The 20,232-nt window shown below is 46.3% G+C and carries 20 protein-coding genes and 1 tRNA gene; 11 read left to right on the top strand and 10 right to left on the bottom strand.

What is annotated here, in order from left to right; all coding sequences use genetic code 11:
* Positions 1 to 193: 193 nt before the first annotated feature.
* From K7B67_RS17600 to K7B67_RS17590, 3 genes are all read right to left on the bottom strand, one after another.
* Positions 194 to 1,093 (bottom strand): GIY-YIG nuclease family protein, encoded by a 900-nt coding sequence (locus K7B67_RS17600; RefSeq protein WP_252177180.1) that lies wholly within the window; start codon positions 1,091 to 1,093, stop codon positions 194 to 196.
* A gap of 240 nt (positions 1,094 to 1,333) precedes the next feature.
* A complete protein-coding gene (locus tag K7B67_RS17595; protein ID WP_252177179.1) occupies positions 1,334 to 2,656 on the bottom strand; it encodes an adenylate/guanylate cyclase domain-containing protein in 1,323 nt (440 codons plus the stop codon).
* A gap of 5 nt (positions 2,657 to 2,661) precedes the next feature.
* Positions 2,662 to 3,243 carry a Pycsar system effector family protein gene (locus K7B67_RS17590; RefSeq protein ID WP_252177178.1) on the bottom strand — a complete coding sequence of 194 codons (582 nt, stop codon included), beginning with the start codon at positions 3,241 to 3,243 and terminating at the stop codon, positions 2,662 to 2,664.
* A 188-nt stretch (positions 3,244 to 3,431) separates the two neighbouring features.
* Here K7B67_RS17590 and K7B67_RS17585 point away from each other — a divergent pair, with 188 nt between their 5' ends.
* The 11 genes from K7B67_RS17585 to K7B67_RS17535 all read left to right on the top strand — a co-directional run bounded on the left by K7B67_RS17585 (position 3,432) and on the right by K7B67_RS17535 (position 14,510).
* Positions 3,432 to 3,959, top strand: coding sequence for a restriction endonuclease subunit S (locus K7B67_RS17585; RefSeq protein ID WP_252177177.1), 528 nt, complete (start codon positions 3,432 to 3,434; stop codon positions 3,957 to 3,959).
* Positions 3,952 to 5,517 (top strand): type I restriction-modification system subunit M, encoded by a 1,566-nt coding sequence (locus tag K7B67_RS17580; protein WP_252177176.1) that lies wholly within the window; start codon positions 3,952 to 3,954, stop codon positions 5,515 to 5,517. The genes K7B67_RS17585 and K7B67_RS17580 overlap by 8 nt, the downstream gene beginning before the upstream one ends.
* Positions 5,507 to 6,751, top strand: coding sequence for a restriction endonuclease subunit S (locus tag K7B67_RS17575; RefSeq protein ID WP_252177175.1), 1,245 nt, complete (start codon positions 5,507 to 5,509; stop codon positions 6,749 to 6,751). Before K7B67_RS17580 ends, K7B67_RS17575 begins: the two co-directional genes overlap by 11 nt.
* A 114-nt stretch (positions 6,752 to 6,865) precedes the next feature.
* Positions 6,866 to 10,165 carry an HsdR family type I site-specific deoxyribonuclease gene (locus tag K7B67_RS17570; RefSeq protein ID WP_252177174.1) on the top strand — a complete coding sequence of 1,100 codons (3,300 nt, stop codon included), beginning with the start codon at positions 6,866 to 6,868 and terminating at the stop codon, positions 10,163 to 10,165.
* Positions 10,155 to 10,883 (top strand): SprT family zinc-dependent metalloprotease, encoded by a 729-nt coding sequence (locus tag K7B67_RS17565; RefSeq protein WP_252177173.1) that lies wholly within the window; start codon positions 10,155 to 10,157, stop codon positions 10,881 to 10,883. Before K7B67_RS17570 ends, K7B67_RS17565 begins: the two co-directional genes overlap by 11 nt.
* Before the next feature lie 363 nt (positions 10,884 to 11,246).
* Positions 11,247 to 12,611, top strand: a complete 1,365-nt coding sequence (locus tag K7B67_RS17560; RefSeq protein ID WP_256484545.1) for an ATP/GTP-binding protein — start codon at positions 11,247 to 11,249, stop codon at positions 12,609 to 12,611.
* Positions 12,604 to 13,263 carry an RloB family protein gene (locus K7B67_RS17555; RefSeq protein WP_252177172.1) on the top strand — a complete coding sequence of 220 codons (660 nt, stop codon included), beginning with the start codon at positions 12,604 to 12,606 and terminating at the stop codon, positions 13,261 to 13,263. Before K7B67_RS17560 ends, K7B67_RS17555 begins: the two co-directional genes overlap by 8 nt.
* 100 nt (positions 13,264 to 13,363) lie before the next feature.
* Positions 13,364 to 13,440 (top strand) — tRNA-Arg (locus tag K7B67_RS17550).
* Between the two features lie 54 nt (positions 13,441 to 13,494).
* Entirely contained in the window at positions 13,495 to 13,719 is a 225-nt protein-coding gene (locus K7B67_RS17545; protein WP_252177171.1) for a hypothetical protein, read from the top strand.
* A gap of 117 nt (positions 13,720 to 13,836) precedes the next feature.
* Positions 13,837 to 14,190 (top strand): type II toxin-antitoxin system RelE/ParE family toxin, encoded by a 354-nt coding sequence (locus K7B67_RS17540; RefSeq protein WP_252177170.1) that lies wholly within the window; start codon positions 13,837 to 13,839, stop codon positions 14,188 to 14,190.
* Positions 14,187 to 14,510, top strand: a complete 324-nt coding sequence (locus tag K7B67_RS17535; RefSeq protein WP_252177169.1) for a helix-turn-helix transcriptional regulator — start codon at positions 14,187 to 14,189, stop codon at positions 14,508 to 14,510. Before K7B67_RS17540 ends, K7B67_RS17535 begins: the two co-directional genes overlap by 4 nt.
* A gap of 271 nt (positions 14,511 to 14,781) precedes the next feature.
* Here K7B67_RS17535 and K7B67_RS17530 read toward each other — a convergent pair whose 3' ends face one another.
* From K7B67_RS17530 to K7B67_RS17500, 7 genes are all read right to left on the bottom strand, one after another.
* Positions 14,782 to 15,033 carry a type II toxin-antitoxin system Phd/YefM family antitoxin gene (locus K7B67_RS17530; RefSeq protein ID WP_252177168.1) on the bottom strand — a complete coding sequence of 84 codons (252 nt, stop codon included), beginning with the start codon at positions 15,031 to 15,033 and terminating at the stop codon, positions 14,782 to 14,784.
* Positions 15,034 to 15,345: 312 nt separating this feature from the next.
* Positions 15,346 to 15,915, bottom strand: a complete 570-nt coding sequence (locus K7B67_RS17525; protein ID WP_252177167.1) for a hypothetical protein — start codon at positions 15,913 to 15,915, stop codon at positions 15,346 to 15,348.
* A gap of 335 nt (positions 15,916 to 16,250) precedes the next feature.
* Positions 16,251 to 16,745 carry a hypothetical protein gene (locus K7B67_RS17520; protein ID WP_252177166.1) on the bottom strand — a complete coding sequence of 165 codons (495 nt, stop codon included), beginning with the start codon at positions 16,743 to 16,745 and terminating at the stop codon, positions 16,251 to 16,253.
* 100 nt (positions 16,746 to 16,845) lie between these two features.
* Positions 16,846 to 17,301 carry a DUF29 domain-containing protein gene (locus tag K7B67_RS17515; RefSeq protein ID WP_252177165.1) on the bottom strand — a complete coding sequence of 152 codons (456 nt, stop codon included), beginning with the start codon at positions 17,299 to 17,301 and terminating at the stop codon, positions 16,846 to 16,848.
* Positions 17,302 to 17,601: 300 nt separating this feature from the next.
* A complete protein-coding gene (locus K7B67_RS17510) occupies positions 17,602 to 18,216 on the bottom strand; it encodes a DUF4276 family protein (RefSeq protein WP_252177164.1) in 615 nt (204 codons plus the stop codon).
* A 3-nt stretch (positions 18,217 to 18,219) separates the two neighbouring features.
* Complete coding sequence (locus K7B67_RS17505) at positions 18,220 to 19,464, bottom strand: AAA family ATPase (protein ID WP_252177163.1); 1,245 nt, start codon at positions 19,462 to 19,464, stop codon at positions 18,220 to 18,222.
* 392 nt (positions 19,465 to 19,856) lie between these two features.
* The gene (locus tag K7B67_RS17500; RefSeq protein ID WP_252177162.1) at positions 19,857 to 20,060 is read right to left on the bottom strand and encodes a DUF2905 domain-containing protein; all 204 of its coding nucleotides are present in this window, start codon (positions 20,058 to 20,060) and stop codon (positions 19,857 to 19,859) included.
* Between the last annotated feature and the right edge of the window lie 172 nt (positions 20,061 to 20,232).

The following is a 20,232-nucleotide window of genomic DNA, read 5'->3' as shown; positions in this document are numbered from 1 at the left end:
ATTGCAGAGCCTCCTTAACCATAATCAATCAAGTCAGGTTGTTTTATCAAGCAGAGTTTCAAACCGCTGGATTCAAGCAATAAGTGCAACAGAGCCCCTCAATGTAGTCTTCAAGCGGGGCCAGCCTGTTGTGAATCTTTTTGCATTTATTCAGTATGGTGAGATACAAGGTACCGCGCCGAGTCCGGTGCATTTAGAGAGACTTGTTTGCAGGCTCCCTTTCCAAGTCTTTCAACGTGCGATTATCATCTGTTCTCCAGGCAGTTAAACCATTAGTGCTTCGACCTCTGATTATGACGGCAGCTGCACTGGGGCTGGTGAATTCATAGTCTTCAGTAAAAATATAACAGCCGTCATCAAGGGCCAGTATGCCCTTTTCAATGAGCTTTGATCTAAACTTGACTATTCTTTCTGGGCAGGACTCAACCGCTTGCTCTACCGCTTGAGACCCCTGGAAAATAGTGAACCCGCCTTCTGATCGCTTCCCTGTTGCTGTGAGCTTTCCTTTCACTTTGCATAAGAGTATCTGGTTAGAAGCGGCAGCAGGTTTGTCGGGGTTGAGAAGCTTAGGTTTTTCAGGAGAAAGGCTGGTGGATGTCAAGTGGTGAATGCCCAGTACGGGTAATAATTGCAGCATCCTCTCTATATAAACATCCATCTCGGCTCGATCAGCTTCAGGCAGTGAAGAACCACTGGATGCACTGTTCATCACAACCACTCGCTTGCTGTTGTAAGCCTGTTGAATCAGCTTTCCTTCAATGTAACGAATATGAGCTTTGGTCAGGTTGTCGTCTTTGCTGACGAAGGCTGAGGTATGAACCCAGTAGTCCTTGTTTTCATTTTTGGCGTGCTGCTTAAGACGAGTGGATACGTCCTCTGCTTCACCAATGTAGATCACAGGCTCGTTTGAATCTGCATCAATGCCGGAAAGTAGGTAGACACCAGGACTTTTAAGTTCCGGGCGGCTCAGAAAGTCAACAAGATCACTGCGGGGGCCAGCAATGGCCTTGCCGGTCCAGTTTGAGATCTCTGCGGTGCGAAGGCCTGTTGGGCTCCCTTTGACGAGGAAGAGTTTGATTGTGGCTGGTTGCATTTTATGATTTCAAACAGAAAAAAGTTGCTTGACAATGTATTCGAAATACCAGATCAGAAACAGAGGGGTTTCGGTAAATACTTAACCTTAAAGGAGGCCGGAATCATGGTGATTATTACTGCTGGAAATGGTGACAGAACCATTGAAGAGGCTCATCGCAGTGGGAAGTGCTGCACCATAATGCGTGCAGCATAAAGCAGAAATACAGTCACCGGTTCATCAGCTTTTCCGCATTAAAAGCTACACAATGTAAACCCCAATCCAATCCTCAAATAGTAACCGATTGTGCTTTCTGCTTAAGACCTTCACATTCATTGTATGGAGTCCCCGGTACAAGGTTCCCTCATACTTCTCAACAGAGCGATACGGAGGATGTTCATTACGACTACTCGATGAATAGTTAAGGGGTTTTTGGGTAATAACCGGCTCTATATGCTCTCCAGCCTCTATTCCATGATTCTGCTTGGTAAACTTGACATCAAGTCCACCGTTTCGCTCAACCACCCAGTTAGCAACTTTGACAGTAAATCGTAAGCTTAATTCTTTATCCAAGAAACGGGAGACAGATGGATAACGTTGCCATACTTCCTCCTCTTCCACGTCACAAAAATATTGAATATCACTGTACGAAGTAACTCTTGTAATTCCTGAAAAGTTTGCCTTATCTTCTGTTGGAAGCGGGAGCAAGCGCTGATATTCATCAGTCTTCAGCAGCCTCATCCCATAGTTGATCTTGCGACCATCGGCGTATGAGATATTTGGAGTTAGCAATGTATTTGGACCTTTACTGGTTTCTTTAACCTGCAGATACTGCTCCGGAAAATCCACGAACTCATATAAGCTTTGTCCCAACATGGCATTATTGGCTCCCGCATGACTCTGTAGTTTTGAGGCAAAATCTACATTCAGCCCCTGTGCCGTCACTTCACTGGCGTCACCAAAGCCATAAGTACCCCACAGTACTTTTGTATCATCACCAAAATCAAATCCAATTCGCACTGCCATTTCTGATTTGCCTGGTAAATATCCATCAAGATCAGGGAATACGTACTCTTTCATGATGGTGCGTAGCATAGTGGCTGCATTAATTGCATTGGCTATTGCGTCTTCTTTAGATATTCTATCCCCTCCAAAAAATGCCATCAGCGCGTCGCCCATCAAACGATGAGGATGGCCATCCAGTGATCGAACCACTTCAATTGCTGTTTGTAATACTCTGTTCTTTACCTGAAATGCTTTTTGAATATCCAGCAAAAGGTTTAGCCGGGTACTGCCTTTTATATCGATAAACAGAGTCACTATATGATGATGTATTGTGTCCCCGGTATCTTTAAGATGAGCAAAGTCAGGGTGTGCTCCCATCGCTTGTGTATTAATACCTTGTTTTGCAAAATAAGGCCTTAGGGCATTCTGGTAAACGTACTCTTCCGCAGGAACGTCAGCCAGGCCTTCGGTCGAAACAGATTCCGTTTTGGGGGCCGACTGCCCTGTAAAGATTTTTGGCTTCCCCTGGCTGAAATTTTCAAAATCACAAAATTCACGGGTTGCTGTTTTCAGCTTCATTTTACTCATGCTTCTTTACCATGCTCTGTTTGAACTGAAGTAGTTTTATTTGAGTTTTCAATGGAAAAGTGGCTGTGCAGTTGCGAGGTAGCAGTCATCGCTAGCAGCAAGAGCCCAGCTAATATACCTGCTTTTAATGCTTTCACTGACTTCTTGATTGATTTGAACTTTTCAGTGGTAATCACTCCTAAAATGTGTGATTGATAGCAAAGATCCTTTAACCGGTCATTGTCGTTTTCATCAGCAACTGCATTGAAGTAAGCCTCAGCACCGCCCTCATAACTGGATATATGAACAAAAGAAATCAGTGATCTCGTGCTGCCGGGTGTAGTGTTTGGGAAAATTGTATGAAACGAATGCCATATTGAGAGCAGCATACATAGAATAACCATACTTCCCACCAGCCATCTCAAAATGGAAACCCAGTCATTGCTATTATCTTCATAAAGCGACGTATAAGACGCCAGCGTAATAGTCGCAGCAGCGGTGCTCACCGACAAGATCAAACCTGCTTTGGTGTTTGCAGACCCTATGTAGGCATCCAGCCTCTTAAGCACCTCCCACTGTTGGGAAATTCTGTCGTTCATGCTTTATCTCGCTGAGCATCATTCGTAATGATGCATTAATTTATATTGACTATCGTACTAATAGCAAGCTATATTTGCATCATTGTTTATGATGCGGTGAAAACATGAGGTCTCATTTAATACAACTCGTTCAAATAAAACCAGGTTATCCGTTTCGGGGAAGTATCCCGGAAGTCGGTTATGGAAACGTGTCTGTTATACAGATTCGTAATCTGTTGCCAGACACTGGTGGCATCAACTGGCCAGCACTTGCACACACTGAGCTGACGGGGCGCAAAAAACCCGATTGGCTGACAGAGGGTGATATTTTGTTTGTCATGCGCGGGCAGAACAACATCGCAGTCTGTTTGCACAATACGCCAGAGCAAACCGTTTGTTCGCCCCACTTTTTTCACCTGCGGGTGAAAAAAACTGACCAGCTATTGCCTGAGTTTCTGGCATGGCAGATCAATCAGCAACCCTGCCAGAGATACTTGCAAAAAGGTCGTGAAGGCAGCGTTCAGTCAAGTGTTCGCCGTGGTGTGCTTGAGGCGATGGAAATCAGCGTCCCCCCAATGGCATTACAGAAGAAGGTAATGGCTATGGTTGAGGCGGCGCATCAGGAGCGACAGGTACTCAAACGTATGATTGATAATCGGGAACGGCAGTTAAACCAAATTGCCAATAACATTTTAAACACTCAATACGATATCCGGGGAGAAGACAATAATGACTGATCAAGTAAACCAGGACGCAATCAATAAAGCCTTGTGGGGCGCCTGTGATACCTTCCGCGGTACTGTCAGTGCCGACACCTATAAGGACTTTATCCTTACCATGCTGTTTCTGAAATACATCTCTGATGTCTGGCAGGATCACTACGATGGCTATGAAAAAGAGTACGGTGACGAGCCTGAGCTGATTACGGAAATGATGAAAAGCGAGCGCTTCATTATTCCAGAAGTCATCCTTCGCAAAGAAGATGGCTCCATAAGAGATCGTTTCATGGGTAACTTCTCCAGCCTGTGGGAACGCCGACACCAGCCGGGTAATGGTGAACGCATCGATCGCTGTCTGCATGAAATTGAAGAAGCCAATGGCACCAAACTGCGCGATTCTGCCAAAAGTGTCTTTCAGGATATCTCCTTTAACACCGACAAGCTCGGTGAAGAAAAGCAAAAAAATGAGATTCTTCGCCATCTGCTGGAAGATTTTGCCAAACCCGCACTGAACCTTCGCCCTTCCCGTGTTGGTAACCTTGATGTGATTGGCAACGCCTATGAATATCTGATTAAAAACTTTGCTGCCGGTGGTGGCCAGAAGGCAGGAGAATTTTATACCCCCCCGGAAGTATCTGACCTGATGGCCGAATTGATGGACCCGCAAGAAGGTGATGAAGGGTGTGACCCGGCTGCGGGTTCTGCCTCACTGTTGATGAAGTTGGGGCAGAAAATCCGTAACAAAACAGGCAGCAAAAAGTACGCACTCTTCGGGCAGGAAGCCATTGGCTCCACCTGGTCGCTGGCCATTATGAATATGTTCCTGCACGGAGAGGATAATCACCGCATTGAATGGGGTGACACCATTCGTAACCCCAAACTGCTTGATAAACAAGGTGATTTAAAGCTCTTTGATATTGTTGTTGCCAATCCACCGTTCTCATTAGATAAGTGGGGTCAGGATGGTGCAGCTGACGATAAGTTCAGTCGTTTTCGTCGTGGAATACCGCCAAAGACCAAAGGTGATTATGCTTTTATTCTGCATATGATTGAGACCCTGAAACCAGGCACGGGTCGCATGGCTGTCGTCGTACCCCACGGCGTTTTATTCCGGGGTTCCACTGAAGGCAAAATTCGTCAGAAGCTGATTGAAGAAAATCTTCTGGATGCGGTCATCGGTCTACCGGAAAAGCTGTTCTATGGCACAGGTATTCCTGCTGCAATTCTGATCTTCAAAAAACAGCGCAATGACAACAATGTGTTGTTTATTGATGCCAGCCGCGAATTCAAGTCAGGTAAAAATCAGAACCTGCTGACCAAAGATAATCTGAAGAAGATTATCAAAACCTACCGGGCTCAGGCGGATGTGGATAAATACTCTTATGTGGCCAGTTTTGAGGAGATCAAAGAGAACGATTTTAACCTGAACATTCCCCGCTATGTGGATACTTTTGAGGAAGAAGAGGAGGTTGATCTGGAGGCTGTTCGGGCTGAACGGCTGCAACTGAAAGATGAGCTGGCTGCGCTGGAAGTGAAGATGGAAGGTTATTTGAAGGAGTTGGGTTATGGTGCCTGAGGGGTGGAGGAAAGGAGTTTTAGAAGATATTGCTATTGTAACTTCGGGAGGCACTCCAAGCCGGGGCGTAGCTGAATACTGGTGTGGAAGTATCCCATGGGTCACTACGAGTGAAGTTAACTTTTGTGAGATATACGACTCATCGCAAAAAATCACTGATGAGGGGCTGAATAACTCTTCAGCTAAGATGTTTCCGGTTGGCACAATCTTAATGGCGATGTATGGGCAGGGTAAAACCCGTGGGCAAGTTGCAAAACTTGCTGTTGAAGCAGCAACGAATCAAGCTTGTGCAGCAATTCTTCTCAAACTTGGCTATGACTCGGATTTTTATTTTCAGTATTTGCAAAGCCAGTACAGCAATATTAGGCAACTAAGCAATGGTGGCGGACAAGATAATTTAAGCGGAACTATTGTCAAATCTATCCCCGTTCCGATCGCTCCGCAGCCAGAGCAACGCAAAATCGCCAAAATCCTTGGCACATGGGACAAAGCCATCACCACCACAGAACAACTGCTCACCAACAGCCAACAGCAGAAAAAAGCACTGATGCAGCAGTTGTTGACGGGGAAGAGGCGATTGCTTGGTTTTCAGGAAAGCTCTGGGTTCCATAAAACACGTTATGGATTGGTTCCTGATGACTGGGGCTTCGTAGGTATTGAAGATGTTGCCATACAGATTGTGAAGAAAAACTCTGACGGTTTGGAGCTGCCAGTGCTGTCTTGCTCGAAATATGATGGTTTTGTTGATTCGTTAAAATACTTTAAGAAAAAGGTCTATAGCGATGATACCAGCACGTACAAAGTGGTTGAACGCAACAGCTTCGGTTTTCCTTCTAACCATATTGAAGAAGGTTCCATTGGATATCAGGACTTGTATGATTCTGGAGTCGTTAGCCCGATATACACAGTCTTTAAAACCAATGAGATGGTTCACGATGGTTATCTATACAAACTTTTGAAAACCGATCATTACCGGCAAATCTTTGCAGCTTCAACCAATGCTTCTGTTGATCGTAGAGGCAGTCTGCGCTGGAAGGAGTTCAGTAAAATCAAAATACCTTTACCTTCCTTTGATGAGCAAAGTGCAATTTCTGAGGTCATCCAGTCTGCAGAAGATGAATGTCAGATTCTTAAGAAAAGGGTTAAAGCTCTCAAACAAGAGAAAAAAGCCCTGATGCAGCAGCTACTCACCGGCAAGCGCCGGGTCACCATTGAGGAAAACACACCAGACTAACCGGTTTAAATGGCTCTGCCCCCACCGCAGCAGAGCCATTTATTTTTCATAAATACCGACAGAAACGAGTTTCAAAGTAGAACCATCGGCCTTGAGCCAGGGAGTAGATAAGCCATGATGAACACCACCCAAGAACCTCTTCCCCAATTTCAGGAAGAGCGCTCCGCAAAAATTCCTGCCCTGTCACTGTTGTGTAACCTGGGCTGGACTTTCCTTTCGCCAGAGCAGGCACTGGCTGCCAGAGGCGATAGAACCTCTGAGGTGGTTTTGAAAGAGATTCTGCGCTCAGAACTGCGCAAACGGCGCTTTAATTTTGCCGGAAAAGAGCACCCTCTGTCAGAACGCACCATCGACGGTATTGTCGCAGAAATGTCGACTCCGGCACTCAATGAAGGGCTGGCGGTCGCTAATGAAAAACTCTACAACCATATGTTGCTGGGTATTTCGGTCACCGAGTTTATGGAAAATGGCAAAAAAGCCACACCGACTATTCAGCTGATAGACTGGGTGAATCCTGCCAATAACAGCTTCTGTTTTACAGAAGAGTTCTCAGTTCAACGCACCAACAGGTCCGATCACAGACGACCCGATATTGTCTGCTTTGTGAATGGCCTGCCACTGGTGGTCATTGAAGCAAAAAGGCCAGACAGCAAAACCTCCGGAGGGCCAATCATTGAGGAAGGTATCTCTCAAAACATTCGTAATCAGAGACAGGATGAGATACCCCGTCTGTTTGCCTACAGTCAATTACTGCTTTCTATCAATGGCAGTGAAGGTCAGTACGCCACCCAGGGAACACCGGCTAAATTCTGGTCAGTCTGGCGAGAGGAAGTGTTCACCGAAGCTGAGATGTTTGCCCAAAAGAACAAGAAGCTGACCCATCAGCAAAAAGATCCGCTGTTTGGACACCGCTCAAAACAGGATCGTGAGTGGTATGACAGCCTGATTGCCGGTGGTGAGCTTGCTGTTACGGATCAGGACCGCCTGCTTATCAGCTTGTTAACGCCTGAACGACTTCTGGAAATGACCCGGTTGTTTATTCTGTTTGATAAAAAAACCGGCAAGTTGGTAGCCCGTTATCAACAGGTGTTTGGCATTAAGCGCTTGCTTGAGCGCATCAAAACCCGAAGGCCTGATGGCAGTCGGAAAGGTGGGATTACCTGGCATACCACAGGGTCTGGTAAATCGTTGACAATGGTCTTCCTCTCTCGGGCACTGGTGTTACTGCAGGATCTGGCCATGTGCCGGATAGTCTTGGTGACTGACAGAAAGGATCTGGAAAATCAGCTCAGTAACACTTTTTCATCAACCGGAGAGCTTTCGGGTAAAAAAGGGAAAAGTAAAGCCAAAATGACCACCGGACGGCAGTTGGCTGCAGAGATTAGCCATGGCACAGAACGGATACTTTTCTCTCTGATCGATAAGTTCCGCACAGCCACCAAACTGCCAGAATGCCGAAACGAAAGTTCAGACTTGATTGTACTGGTGGATGAAGGCCACCGGAGTCATGGTGGCGAAAACCATATTCGTATGAAACAGGCTATGCCAAATGCGGCCTTTATTGCGTTTACGGGAACACCGCTTCTTAAAGAGAGCAAAAAAACCAATAAATTCGGGCCTATTATCCATGCCTACACCATGCAACGTGCGGTCGAGGATGGAACCATTACTCCGCTTCTTTATGAAGAGCGCATTCCCGATCTGGATGTCAATGAGCGTGCTATTGATCGCTGGTTTGAGCGGGTCACGGATGGACTCACTACTCAACAAAAAGCGGACCTCAAACGAAAATACGCACGCAAAAAAGAGGTGTATCAGGCAGAAGACCGATTGCGATTGATTGCCCTGGATATCGCCTTTCACTTTTCAAAGAATATAGATGAAGGGCTTAAAGGTCAGCTGGCCTGTGGTAGTAAACTCGATGCCATTCGCTATAAAAAATTTCTGGATGAGCTGGGAGAGTTTGAATCTGCCGTTGTGATTTCAGCCCCGGACTCAAGGGAAGGTAACAAAGAGGTCGATGAGTCGAACATTCCTGAGGTAACAAAATGGTGGCAAGATAATGTCGGCAATCAGAAAGATGACGATTATGCCAATGAGGTGATTGAACGTTTTGATAAAGACGACAAGCTCAAGCTATTGATTGTTGTCGATAAGTTGCTGACCGGGTTTGATGAACCGAAAAACACTGTACTCTACATCGATAAGCCTCTGAAGCAGCACAACCTTATCCAGGCTATTGCCCGGGTAAACCGCCTACATCCGCTGAAAGAGTTTGGTTTGCTGATTGATTACCGGGGGATTCTGGGCGAACTGGACACCACTCTGAAGGACTATCAGGACCTTGCCTCTCGTACTCAGGCAGGGTTTGATGTTGATGACCTTGAAGGCCTTTACAGTCAGATGAGCACCGAATACAAGCGCCTTCCAAGACTCTACGATGAATTGAGAACTATCTTTGCTGATGTAAAGAATAAGGCTGATATCGAAGCCATGCGTCAGGTGCTCGTACCAAAAATGGAAGAGCGAAATGGGGAGCTGGTGGATGTACATCTCAAAGTCAGGGAAGATTTTTATTCAGCACTTTCGGCTTTTACCCGTTGTTTGAAAGTGGCTTTGCAGTCATCCACATTTTTCGAAGACAAAAGCTTCACTGAAGCAGATCGGGATCACTACAAAGATACGGTAAAACAGTTCAGCAGTCTTAGAAAGCTTGCCATGCAGGATGCTGGAGAATCTGTCAATTACGACGAGTATGCTGAGAAAATCAAAAAACTGATGGACAAGCATGTGGTTGGCGTTGAAGTGCGGGAACCCGCCGGTGTTTACGAAGTGGCCAGAATGGGAGCACGCCAGAAACCGGAGGAGTGGTCCGAAGATAAAATCCGTAATGAAACCGACATTATTAAAACCCGGATTGCTCGAAAAATTGAACAGGATTTGGATGATGATCCCTATGCTAAAGCAGCTTTCTCTAAGTTGTTGAAGGATGCCATTCGTGAGGCAGAGGCACTGTTTGATCATCCGCTGAAACAGTATTTGCTGTTTAAAGAATTTAATGAAGACCTGGAAGAGAGAAAGTTGGATGAAATACCTGATCAGTTTGAGGAAAATCGCCATGCTCAGGCTCTGTTCGGGATTTTTAAAATAGTGCTTCCTGAGGTGATTGACCCGGCAGAGAATGATGATCTTCAGGTTTGGATTGATCTTGCCTTTACGGTGGATTCGCTGGTCAATACTTCTGTGGCAGAAAACTCGATTAATCCCCAAAATATTGAGGCCAGCATTCGTAAGACTTTGCTGCCATTGTTATTCAAAAAATGTAAAGAAGTGGGGGCTGGAATGGATCAGGCGAAATTGATGGTGGAATATATCGTTCGGATGACTCGTAAAGGTGTATCCAGTGTCGGCTGAACTGCTTGTTACTTATGGGGATGAACAGATCCGGGTTCAGCGTGAAGTCAGCTCCGGTCATGCCGGGAAAGTGCTGATTACTGTTCACCCCGACGGTCGAGTGGTCGCTCGTGCTCCCATATCTGCCACTGATGCTGATGTCAGGGCAGCGGTAAAAAAGCGACTTCGATGGATTTATTCGCAGCTTCGCCAGTTCGGTGAGCAGGCGCAATATGTGATGCCAAGAAACTATGTCAGTGGCGAAACGCATTTATATCTTGGCAGACAACACCTTTTGAAAGTGTTTGTCTCTCCTGAGGAAAAACCTCAGGTCAAGATGTTGCGCAGTCGGCTGGAAGTGACCGTCAGGGAAAAATCCCCGGATAAAGTGAAAACCCTACTGGCTGGTTGGTACAAGGTGCGTGCCGAGGAAGTCTTTGAGCGACGGTTGCATATTCTACTTCCTCAATTACTTTGGATTTCGGCTCCACCAAAACTGCGTTTACAATCAATGCAAACTCAGTGGGGGAGCTGTTCTGCCAAAGGAACCATTACATTAAATCCACTGTTGGTGAAGGCTCCGAGAGAGTGTATTGATTACGTTCTCATTCACGAATGCTGTCACCTTGCAGAGCATAATCACAGTGAACGATTTTACCGGTTGATGGGGGAGGTCATGCCTGACTGGCAGGCTGTTAAGGCAAGACTGGATCAGTTGGCTGGGGTTATATTCAGCTGATTTTATAAACGGTACTCGCTCTTTTGAGCACTTGCTGGTGAGATGCTTATTGAGGCTTACTACCGGTAAGCAAGGCTATCGGTAATAGTGGTGAAGCTGTGCCAATTTTTGAGGAGTCTGCAGGCTCCTCAAATCAAAAGACTTTATGGAGCCTATATCGATTCTGTGCTCCACAAGCTGTTTTGTGGCTTGCATGCGACACAGCTCCTCGCTGTTAACCAGGACGTATCAGAGAGATGTTCCAATTTCTGATGGTTTGTTTGGTATGTTTTTGTGCGAAAATAAGCCTGATAAAGCTCAAAAACTATTTTTTTATGATAATTGTGCTAATCTTAGGAGAAAATATCACCTAAAGAACTTATTATGCTCTTGCGATTCTCTGTTGAAAACTATCGATCCTTCAGGGATAGGGTGGAACTATCCATGGTTCCAAGCCGGGTACGCACCCATCCTGGTCATGTTATCCCTCCTGGCAGCTCAAAAGATATCGGTGCTCTCAAAGCCGCTGTTATCTATGGGGCCAATGCGTCAGGCAAATCCAATCTGATTAAGGCGATGCATTTTGCCCGGCTAATGATTACCCAGGGCAGCCCACAGGGAAAAAATCTACACTATGACCCATTCCTGCTGGATAAGGCGTGCTCTCAACAGCCATCGCGCTTTGAGTTTGAGATCAAATGTGGCAAGAATAATTATGCCTATGGTTTTATGGCAGATAGCAAATCCATTCAGGAGGAATGGCTGTACAAAATCGATAAAAAGGGTGAGTCCCCTGTATTTGTTCGAACGAATGAACAGCGGATTTCATTTCCTGCCCTTAAGTTCGAGAGTAAGGAAGATAAGCAGTTTTTATCATTTACTGCCAAAGCAACTCCGGAGCATCGCCTGTTTCTGTTTGAATGCCAGGATCGTAATGTAACCAAGTCATTAGATTATATCAGGCCATTGACGGAGGTTAATGATTGGTTTCATCAAAGGCTTAATATTGTGTTTCCTAATTCAAAGTATCATGGTCTGGAAATGGCGGTTCATTCTGATGATACCGTTAGCAACCTTCTGGCCAGTATACTTAGAAGCTTCGATACAGGTATCAATGATCTGTCGTTAAAACAGGTCGATTTGATGAAAGATGTTTATGATGTTCCTGACCACATTAAACAGGATATTGTGTCAACCATAGAAGCAGGTGAGGCTTCTTTGGTGTCAACGCCTGATAGTACCCGTTACCAGATTTTGAAAAATCAAGAAGGTGAAATCAGTACTTTTAAACTGATGACATCTCATAAAAATCACCAGGGTGACTCCGTCGATTTTGATATCAATCAGGAGTCCGATGGCAGCCAACGTATTTTGGATATTGCTCCCGGATTATTAGAGCTTTTTTCGCAAGACAAGGTTTATGTAATCGATGAAATAGATAGAAGTTTACACTCAGAAATAACAATGGCGATTCTGAGCCACTTTCTATCGTTAACTACCGGAAAACATAGCCAGCTAATTGTCACAACTCATGAGTCCAACCTTCTGGATGTGAACCTTATACGGCGGGATGAGATATGGTTCGCGCAAAAAAATGCAGAAGGCGTATCCAGTTTGTACTCGCTGGAAGAGTACCAGTCCAGACCGGATAAAGACATTCGAAAAGATTACCTGATAGGGCGTTTTGGTGGTGTCCCTGTGATTAAAGATGGCTTGAATAATCTGGTTAAAGGGTTAAGCAATGGCTAGAGAATCCCGCTCTTTTACACGCATTAGCGGTGTTCGTGATCCCTCTTTAATTGTCATCGCCTGCGAAGGTGCAGCAACTGAGCCGGTCTATTTCCGGGGAGTTGCGGATAAGTCTGATGCCTTGGGTTCGCGTCTTAAACTGAAGGTTTTACCCCCTCGGGAGGCTAATCTCAGTGCTCCTAAATACGTCTTGCAACAGATGAATACCTACAAGAAGGAATTCGGTATTGGTAAGCGTGACGAACTTTGTCTGGTGATTGACCGGGATCAACAGTCTTGGGAGGAGAAGGCCATTTCTGAAATTGCAAAAGTCTGTGATCAGAAGCAGTACCTCTTGGCATTAAGTAATCCGGCATTTGATCTTTGGCTTCTTCTGCACCATTTGGATGTCTCCGAATTACCGCAAGGGGAGCAGAAAGCACTCTATTACAACAAAAAAAGTGCTCTTAAACGCAAGATCAAGGAGTTCGTTGCCTCCTATCAGTCCTCAGCGCCCGATATTGATGATTTTTGGGTTTTGACAGAGCAGGCGATTGATCACGCGAAAAAGCTGGATAAAGACCCAGCATCTCGCTGGCCTAACGAACTGGGTACGCGAGTTTATTTGATTCTAGAGAAGATCCTGTCGGCCAAGGAAAATGATATAGCATGATGGTTTTGAGATAGTGGATAGGGTGGTAAGTTATCAGAAAATTGTGCCACCGGCTCCCCACCCACCGCCAGAATTGAAGAGTTGCTCTTCAATAGAAAGTGCGCTCGTAGCTCAGCTGGATAGAGTACCTGGCTACGAACCAGGCGGTCGTAGGTTCGAATCCTACCGAGCGCGCCATCTTCAGAAAGCCCTATTTTTATAGGGCTTTTTGTCGTTTTGGGGGGTGGGTTTTTGTCCTGCCTATCTCGCCTTTTGTTGTTTTGTGGTCGTTTAATTTCTGCACTGGCAAAAACCTTAAAAATGCCCATTTTTGACCATTTTGGGGCCTTTTTCTCTTTCTCTTCTCTTAAATCTGCACTTTTCAAAATCCCTGTGCGTACTTTTATTTCCCCTTTAAAAACAGTTGGTTATCAGTGGTTTCAAGTTGTTTGGACGGGCGTTTGGTTTGCACTTTAATGGCGATATGTGCTGAGGACAGTCCGCGAACGTTTTGATTATTTTTTAATGATTTTTCTCCACAGAGGAACTATTTTATTCTAAATTGTACAAAATTTTATACGGAGTGCTAAGCTGTTGGATAATGAAAAACCGATTTTCTGGATGGGTAGCTCCCTGGAAGACCTGCTTGAATTCCCAGATATGGCCAAGCGAGAAGCGGGTTATCAGTTAAGCCGGGTACAGCGTGACCTTGACCCTGAACGCTGGAAGGATTTCAAGACAGTGGGAACGGGTGTCAGAGAAATTATCATTTCGGAAGAAGGTGATGCTTTTCGTGTGATGTATGTAGCCAAGTTTGAGGAAGCTGTATACGTGCTACACAGTTTTCAAAAGAAAACCCAGCAAACCAGTAAGCACGACAAGCAGATAGCAACCCGCCGTTACAAGCAGGTTCTTGCGGAACAGAGCAAAAGGAGGAAGGACGGATGAGTATCAGTAACATCGGTCATACGACACCAACAGGTGGCAACGTTTTTTCTGATCTGGGTTTTTCCCCTGAAGAAGCAAAACAACTGAAAGAAGACGCAGAAGGGAAGATTAAAGCTGATCTGAAGATTCAGTTAATGGCAGAAATTACCAGTACCATCAAGAATCGTCAGCTTAAGCAGGAAGAAGCTGCACGGCTGTTGAACGTGAGCAGACCCAGAGTTTCTGATGTGATGACAGGAAAGGCCAGTAAGTTCACTATTGATGCATTGGTGGACATGCTACAAAAACTAGGTCGTTCGGTAACACTCAAAGTCGCTTGAGACAGGGAGGGAATACATCAATCCTCCAGTATCTCCAAAGCTTTCTTCTGCTCCGACCAGAGCAGAGGGAAGGGTTGAACGATGCCCTGGAAGGATTGCCCTTCAATATACGGGTGCACTGGGTGGAGTTTTCACCGGTGCAGAATCTGGGCTTTATTTAGGATGACTTCGCCAGCATTCCCTTGCAGGTGGATGTGCTGGCGGATACGTCGATTTCAGGCAATGGGCTGAGTTCATTTATGTAGTTAGATCTGCCGGAAGAAACTTGAGCTTATAAGTCATCCAGATTTACTTCCACAGCCTGAGCCCTGTCTTTCCGTCGCTCCTCTACCAACTGTGACAGCTCATGGTCATCCAGCGCATCCATTAGCCACTCGTAGGTCTCTGCCGGGATCAGATAAGCCGTTGGCTTATTGTGGTTGAGGATTGCTATGGGTGAACCATCTGACTGAGCCAGCAGTGCTGTCGGGTTTTTCTTGAACTCTGAAATACTGGCTGAACAGTCCGCTAATACCCGTCTCATAATAAATGCTTCTTATTTGACTCTAAAAACAGGTCATATTTTAGGCCATTTTTCTTTTGGCTGTGAGTTCTATTTTATCGATAGGCAATCCATGGTCTGCGAGATAACAAAGGTGCACTTTTCTCTTTTGGAAAGGAAAAATAGGAAAATAGGAAAAAGGACACCCTTATATTTGACATGAAGGAATGATGAGCCTGATAGGCTTCAGGTTTGTAGTCTGTATTTTATATGGATGTCCTTTTTATTTTTATAAAGTAGTCGATGGCGGTTTTCTAAAGTCGCAGGTTTCTTCCAGGCGGGTTGGGAGGTGGATCACTTTTTATCACCCTTCTTTCTTTTCTTGTTGGATGGCAGTTGGTCATTCGCTTTTCTCTTGGGTCTCTGATCGGCAGGCAGGTGGGTCTGTTTGTGCCTTTTCAGACCGCTCGCCTGGTTGCTGCTGTGGTTACAGCCCTCATGGTCACAGTGGTGCACTTTAGGTTTCTTGGGTCTCTGTTCGGTAGGTAAATGGCTCTGTTTGTGCCTTTTCAGACCGCTCGCCTGGTTGCTGCTGTGGTTACAGCCCTCATGGTCACAGTGGTGCACTTTAGGTTTCTTGGGTCTCTGTTCGGTAGGTAAATGGCTCTGTTTGTGCCTTTTCAAATGGCTCGTCTGGTCAGTGCTGTAGTTACAGCCCTCATGGTCACACTGGTAGCCACTAGGCCTCTGGTCAGCAGATAGGTGGGTCTGTTTGTGCCTTTTCAGATCGCTCGCCCGGTTGCTGCTATAGTTGCAGCCCTCATGGTCACAGTGGTGCACCTTGAGTTTTTTGATTCTCTGGTCAGCAGGCAGGTGGGTCTGTTTGTGTTTTTTCAGATGGTTAACAGAGCTCGGTTCTGTCACGTCTACCTCTGACTCAGAAAGTATTTCAATGTCTGAAACAGGCTCCTGCTTAATTTGTTCCAGAGTCGCACAAAACTGACTGATTTCAGGTACCCGAAAAGGATTAAGTGTCGTATTTACATACTGAACATCAGATTCGGCATTAGCTTCGTCTTCGCATTTGTCTTGGTTGGCAAAGAGGTGGATCTGTTCGTGCCTTTCCAGTTGGGTCGTGTAGCCGGTGCTGTAAGCAGGTGAAGTGATTTCCGGATGGTTAGCAGAGTCCGCTTCTGTCTCGTTTATCTTTGACTCAGTGGATGTTTCATCGTCTGAACCGGGCTCCTGCTTAATCTTTTTCAGTATCTTAGTCCTAAAATACTGACTGATTTCATTGCATCCTCGAAAAGGATTAAGTGTCGTATTTGCATACTGAACATCAGAGTCGGGATTGGCTTCCTCTTCATCTCGTCTGAATGGTTGTCACCGTTTTTATCAGCTGTGCTGCTGTCTTCACTGTCAGAACCCTCATCAGAGGAGGCTCTACTGTAGGCCTTAGCCTCAACGCCAGAGTCAGGAGAAAAGCAATAGCGAGTGTCTGGCATTAAGAAAACCTCGATAAAGGGCTTCGGGGTAAGGATAAGCGTCTTGCCGACAGCCAGAGCGAAGAGCAAAGACACATTGCTTTCCTGAGCATGGTTTTCCTGAGCATGATTTTCCTGAGCATGATTTTCCTGAGCATGATTTTCCTGAGCATGATTTTCCTGAGCATGATTTTCCTGAGCGTGGCCATGAGAGCCGTGCACAGAAAAGGTAATGACCAGGGTCAAAATCAATGGTTTTTTGGATAGCAAGACTTGGGTTCCCAGTCGTTGAAAGGTTTATTTAGAAATCAGAATACAGTCTACAAACCGGGAGCCTGCCTGACCCAGTGGCCAGCTCCATGACCGAGCTTTAGGGAAGCCAGTCCTCCTGCATAATCTGGTCAAAGATCCATGGACAATTCTCTGGGAAATCCTTTTTTGACATGTCAGTGTCGAGGACTGCATATCCAATGGCAGCTTCGTAAACAGCGTCTTTGTATGCAGCATCAAACAGTGCCTGCTGGCGATGAACCAAGCCAGGCATGTATTCAAGCATGTCACGGATATGGTCCCGTTGTGTTTCGACACGGCACTTCTGCGGATAAGATCGAAAGTCGTAATGGTACTGCCAGATCAGCAGGTCACTGAGTAATGCCTGGAAACGTCGTTGTAACTGGTGTTCTTCCTCCGTGGCCAGTGCCTTCAGATTATGAGCCAGCCAATGGGCATCAATCTGGTCAAAGCGACGTTCTTTTAGCAGTGCAAGCTGCTGCTCAATCCAGAGACAATAATCACTTTCGTACAGGGCCTTATTTGTTGTTCCCATTATTGAGTTGCCTTTATCTACTTCAAATTATTTCATTGCTGATCTTAGGATACCTATGACCAAATTTCCTGCACTGCCTTATGCCTACCCGGGTGATGATTATCAATACAGCCTGATTGTCCGACTGCTGACTGTCGAATAAACAAGCGATAAATAAAGAGGAGCAAGGGATGGCCATCAACAACGATGATGTAAAACTCTTTGAAGGCCATAGAGGAATTAAAAGGTTCTGCCATCAAACCAGAAGTGGGTGCAGCACCACCCAGTCATTCAAACTGGCATTACCATCTATGGTCATCATTAATTCCAGGCTAATGCGGTGTTAATGGCAGTGACAAAGGCATTAAAACTGGGGGAGTTATTGACCGCCGGGTCCATGTGCTGGCCAATCTTCCGGGCACATTCGAGCTTATTGATGCCGGTTGAAAAGTAACCCGCTTTTTTCATCTCACGTTCCAGGGCTTCCCAGGTGCCACCGGTAATTTCATCCGGGTTTCGATATTTGGTTCGACGGGGAATATTTTCCCGAACCCTGGGATAAGCCTGGCGAACGGCAGGCCAGTCGCCAAAGAACCAGGACTCCAGTTCTTCTATCACCACACGGTTAACCACCTGAAATCGCTCAGCACCTTGAGTTTTGGTAACCAGACCGGCTTCAATAGCAATCTGCTCAAGCTGCTGTTTCAGTTGGCGGCAGTCATCCCGGTCACGATCCACCAATACGATAATCGCGTGTTCTGCAGGCAGCCAGCTACTATAGCCCCTTAAACGACTGGGTAATTGTTTCAGCAGGTCATCCTTGCACTGAAATTGAATGATCTGAAACGCCACATCACCCAATATTTTTGGTAGCAACTTATCCAGGGCTGCCTCCATGGAGACCTCTTCAACAAAGACAATGAGTTTCTCCAGCATGGTTTACTTCCCTTCTTTGCCTTTGGGTTTGGGGGCTCCAAAGTTGACCAGTGGATCGCCAATACCAAAGTGACCTTCCATCCATAAATAGCCCAACGAAGCGCCCGCATTCAGTAGCTCTTTTACGCCCTGAATATCACTGGCACGCACTGCCTGGGTAAAGCCCTGTTCATCCCGGTAGAGAATGCGCACCTCTTCGGCCCGCATGGCGTTCAGCAGAAACGGTGAATGGCTGGTAATCAGCAACTGGGAATTTTGTGCGGCACTTCGGCATTCTTCTGCAAGTTCTGGCAGCAATCGAGGGTGTAAAAAGTTTTCTGGTTCTTCAATACCGATAAAGCGGGGCGGCTCCGGATCATGTAGCACCGTTAAGTAAGCCAGCATTTTCATAGTGCCATCGGAAGCAAATTTCGACAGCACCGGTTGCTCAAAGGGGGCATCTTTAATCTGCAACAGAAGACGGCCATCGGGCATCGGATCAGCTTCGACCTTTTCCAGCCGGGGAATGCGTTGGCGGAGGTTGGCAAAAATCGCTTCCAGCCGTTCCTGATGCTGCTCTTTCAGATACTGGATCACATTGGGCAGGTTTTCTCCTCCTTTGCTTAAACGTTCCTGGGGGCCGGCTTCTGGTTGATTGCGGGTTTGGTCAATGGAGAGATAGGAGACGTACCAGTCGGTAATAAACTCCCGCAGGGCGGCAATACGCGGGTGTTCCGAAAGCTGCCCCAGAGTGTTGACGGCAATCAGGTCCGGGGAGCGCAGGTTGGTTTCTGGCCGCTTATCATCTTCATCGGGGGTTTCGCCACTGGTAGCACGACCCTTGCCCCGGCTGAACTCTAGAAAGCGGAAAGGCTTACCCTTAGCGCCTCGTCGCCACTGTAGCCACTCTTCCACTACTTCCGGGCCTCTGTTGCCCTCATCAATGGCTAGGTGGTAAGTGATAATAGGGGTACCGAGCTTCTCCCGATATTTCAGTTCAAACAGGATGGGGCCGGAGGTGCCACGGCTTTTCAGCTCCTTGCCCCGGCCGCGACGGTCCCAGGCGTGGCGCAGGCCAAACTGAAAACATTCCGACAGAAAGTTAAACACATCAAAAATGGTGGACTTGCCGCTGCCATTAGGGCCTAGCAGTACCGTCAAGGGGGTGAGGTTCTTTAGTTCGATTTTGCGCAGAGCACGGTAGTTTTCAACTTTGATGGATTCTATCCTTGGGATACCAGGACGCTTTTTAGAGTGTTTTGCCATCATGGCCTCCATTAAACAGCCATGAGCGGAAGCTTCTGGACCAGTGCTCAGGTTGGCCGCCTTGTTTCAATGACTCTTCGGCTTCAGATGTCGTTCTTTTCTTTTTTGACGTTTCACTGCCACTTGCAGGAGAGGGCTTGCCCTCTCGGATGCACCATCCACATTGTGGGTGGCCTCTAGCCTCTAAATAGCCTCTAAATGTTTACAACATTCTGGCTTAAAAAAACTTTTTGTCAAACCCAACTTTTAAAGCAAGGCTAACGCCTTGCAAGGGCTTGACCCGCCTCTAAAGAAGCGGGATTGCGCCCGTAATTTCGTTCAAACACGCTAACGCCCGGAGAGATTACCGTGGTCGTTTAAGAAAGAAGACCTCGAAGGGAAGATTAAAGCGGATCTCACCGCCAGAGGTTGGCAACCAGTGTCAGAACCAGACTGACCAGAATCATTGACGTGATCGGGATATAGATTCGGGTATGTTCTTTTTCGATTCGGATATCGCCGGGTAGATGGCCAAACCAACTCAGCAGGCCCGGAACAAAGTGCATCACCAAGCCTACGACAACAATAATCAGTCCAATCAGTATCAGTGTTTTAGCCATTCAGTAGTTGCCGTCGTTAATGATTGGTTTATACTCCTTGCCTAAAGCTCGAAGCCGTGTAAAATGGGCACCACGTTATAAGTGTGTTTGATTCTTTATGTATAGATTTGATGTTCTGAGTTTAGTAGCTCGTCATGTTCTTCCATAAACAATAACAAAACTTCTAGCTTTA

Source organism: Endozoicomonas sp. 4G (genome assembly GCF_023822025.1).
Taxonomy (GTDB): domain Bacteria; phylum Pseudomonadota; class Gammaproteobacteria; order Pseudomonadales; family Endozoicomonadaceae; genus Endozoicomonas_A.
The sequence above is the reverse complement of the archived record's forward strand: the minus strand, read 5'-3'. Positions and strand labels throughout refer to the sequence as shown.